General features: G+C 65.6%; 3 protein-coding genes. All 3 read left to right on the forward strand.

From position 1 onward, the window contains the following. The first annotated feature begins 12 nt into the window (after window positions 1-12). Window positions 13-207 (forward strand): DUF1656 domain-containing protein, encoded by a 195-nt coding sequence (locus HKD31_RS15795; protein WP_041111784.1) that lies wholly within the window; start codon window positions 13-15, stop codon window positions 205-207. A 12-nt stretch (window positions 208-219) separates the two neighbouring features. Continuing rightward, window positions 220-1,131, forward strand: a complete 912-nt coding sequence (locus tag HKD31_RS15800; RefSeq protein WP_011253626.1) for a biotin/lipoyl-binding protein — start codon at window positions 220-222, stop codon at window positions 1,129-1,131. A gap of 1 nt (window position 1,132) precedes the next feature. Next, window positions 1,133-2,616 (forward strand): efflux transporter outer membrane subunit (locus HKD31_RS15805; protein WP_194265706.1); only part of this gene is annotated, 1,484 nt, incomplete at its 3' end.

Raw genomic sequence — 2,616 nt, forward strand, 5'->3', positions numbered from 1 at the left:
GGTCGGTTCCTGATGCTGGCTGAAGTTGACCTGTTTGGCGTTTTCGTTGCACCGCTTTCCATTTATGCCGTAGCGGCGGTCTTTGTGACGTTACTGCTTCGAAGCATCCTGTGGCGCACCGGTGCGCTGGGATGGTTCTGGCACGTCGCCCTCTTTGAAATAGCGCTCTATGTCTGTGTTCTCTGTCTACTCATCCTTTACGTATAGGAGGGGTCGGCAATGAACTGGACCCGCAGCGTGATCCGTGTCCTGCTGACCCTCATCGTCCTGGCCCTGGCCATCGGACTGGGGCGCACGATGTGGGACATCTACGTCCTCGCCCCCTGGACCCGTGACGGCCGTGTGCGCGTTTACGTCGTGGACGCTGCCCCTGAAGTCTCGGGCACGGTGGTTGCCGTGCCGGTCGTGGACAACCAGTTCGTCCACAAGGGCGATCCGCTCTTCGTGCTCGATCCGGTGCGCTTCCGCCTCGACATCGACGCTGCCCGCGCCCGGGTGGCCGGAGCCGAGGAAGACCTCAAGCTCCGCACCTCCGACGCCAAGCGCCGCATGGGCCTGGGCGGCATCGTCTCGGCGGAAGAGCAGGAAGACTTCAACTCCAATGTTGAAACCCAGCGCGCCAAGGTCAACGCGGCCAAGGCCGAGCTGAACACCGCCCTGCTGAACCTGCAGCGCTCGACGGTCTATTCCCCGGTGGACGGCTACATCACCAACCTCAACCTGCGGGTGGGTGATTACGCCCATGCCGGCGTGTCGGGCCTGGCGGTGATTGATGCGCACAGCTACTGGATCAACGGCTATTTCGAAGAAACCAAGATGCACGGCGTGCATGTGGGTGACGAAGCCCGGATCAAGCTGATGGGCTACAAGCAGATCATCATGGCGCATGTCGTCAGCATCGGCCGCGGCATCAACGACCAGAACGGCGTGTCCGACAAGCTGGGCCTGCCGGACGTCAACCCGATCTTCACCTGGGTGCGTCTGGCGCAGCGTATTCCGGTGCGTCTGGAGTTCGACAACGTCCCGCCGGAAATCACGCTGGCGGCCGGCATGACGGCCACGGTGACGATCGGACGTGAGACGCCGGGCGCGCGCGGACGTCTGACCACCTGGCTGCAGAACCACCTCTGACATGTCACGCACCCCCTTTCCCCGATCGCTGGCGCGGCCCTTCACCCGGGCCGTAGCCCTCCGCAGCGTGGCTCTGGCCCTGAGCACCTGCCTGTCGCTGACGGCGTGCACGGTCGGGCCGAACTTCAAGCCGGACCGGATCAAGGTGCCCGACGCCTTCGTCGAGCAGCCCCGGCCTGCCACCGCCGATGCGCTGGCGCAGTCGGCTGCCGACATGAAGGACTGGTGGGCGCAGTTCCACGATCCCATGCTCAACGAGCTGGTGGAGCAGGCGATCAAGGGCAATTACGACCTGCAGATTGCCTCGCAGCACATCATCGCCGAGCGCGCCGTGCGGCGTCAGGCCCAGTCGGCCTGGTATCCGCAGCTCGATGTGGCCGCGGGTGGCGGCGATGACCGCTATTCCATTAACGTGGACAACTGGCCGCTGCGTCCGGGCAACACGGCCAACCGCCCCGAGGCCTCGGTCCTGACCTATGGCGCGCGGGCGAGCTGGGAAGTCGATCTGTTCGGCCACATCGCCCGGCAGGTGGAAGAGCGCAAGCGGATCGTCGAGGAATCGATCGAGAACCGCCGTGGCGTCCTCCTCGCGTTGCTGGCCGAGATGGCCACGGATTACGTGACGCTGCGCTCCGTGCAGGAGCGTCTGACCGTCACCGAGCGCGCCATCGACGTGGCCGTGCGCTCACGCCAACTGACCGAAAAGCTCTACACGCACGGTCTGGGCAACACGCTGGCCGTGGCGCAGGCGCAGACGGAAGAACATCTCGAACGCGCCCGTCTGGCCCCGCTGCACGAGCAGGAAGAGCGGCTGATGCATGCCATTGCCGTGCTTGTCGGCGACATGCCGGGCCAGCTTGAGGAAGAGCTGGAAAAGCGCCGTCCGATCCCGGATCTGCCGCGCTTCCCCGACAGCCTGCCCTCGATCGTGCTCGCCAACCGCCCCGACATCCGCGTGGCCGAGGCCGAATATGCCGCCGATACGGCACGCGTGGGCATTGCGGTGTCGAACCTCTATCCGAAATTCATGATCCCGCTGACGTTCAACCCGAACGCGTCCGCCGCCTATCAGGCGTTCCAGGCGGGCGGCATGGCGTGGAGCTTCATGATGATGGCGACGCTGCCGGTCATCCACGGTGGGCGCTACACCGCCGCGATCGCACAGGCCCGGGCCGAGGCCGAGGGCAGCCGCCTGACCTACCGCAAGACGGTGCTCAAGGCGTTTGCGGATGTCGAGGACGCGATGGGCGACTGGCGACATAATGCCGAGCTGGTCGAGGAACTGAACCAGGCCTCCGTCGATGCCGGCCTGGCCCGCGACCGGGCGCAGAAGCTGTTCACGGCCGGTCTGACCGGATATCTGAACGTGCTGACGACCGAACAGACCGCCCTGTCCGCCGAGGACCAGGCCGTCGTCGGCCGCCTCGCCCGCGTCCGCAACGCCGTCGCGCTGTACATCGCACTCGGCGCCGGATGGCAGGGCAA

Origin of the sequence: Gluconobacter potus (assembly GCF_015244705.1) — a bacterium.
Taxonomy (GTDB): domain Bacteria; phylum Pseudomonadota; class Alphaproteobacteria; order Acetobacterales; family Acetobacteraceae; genus Gluconobacter; species Gluconobacter potus.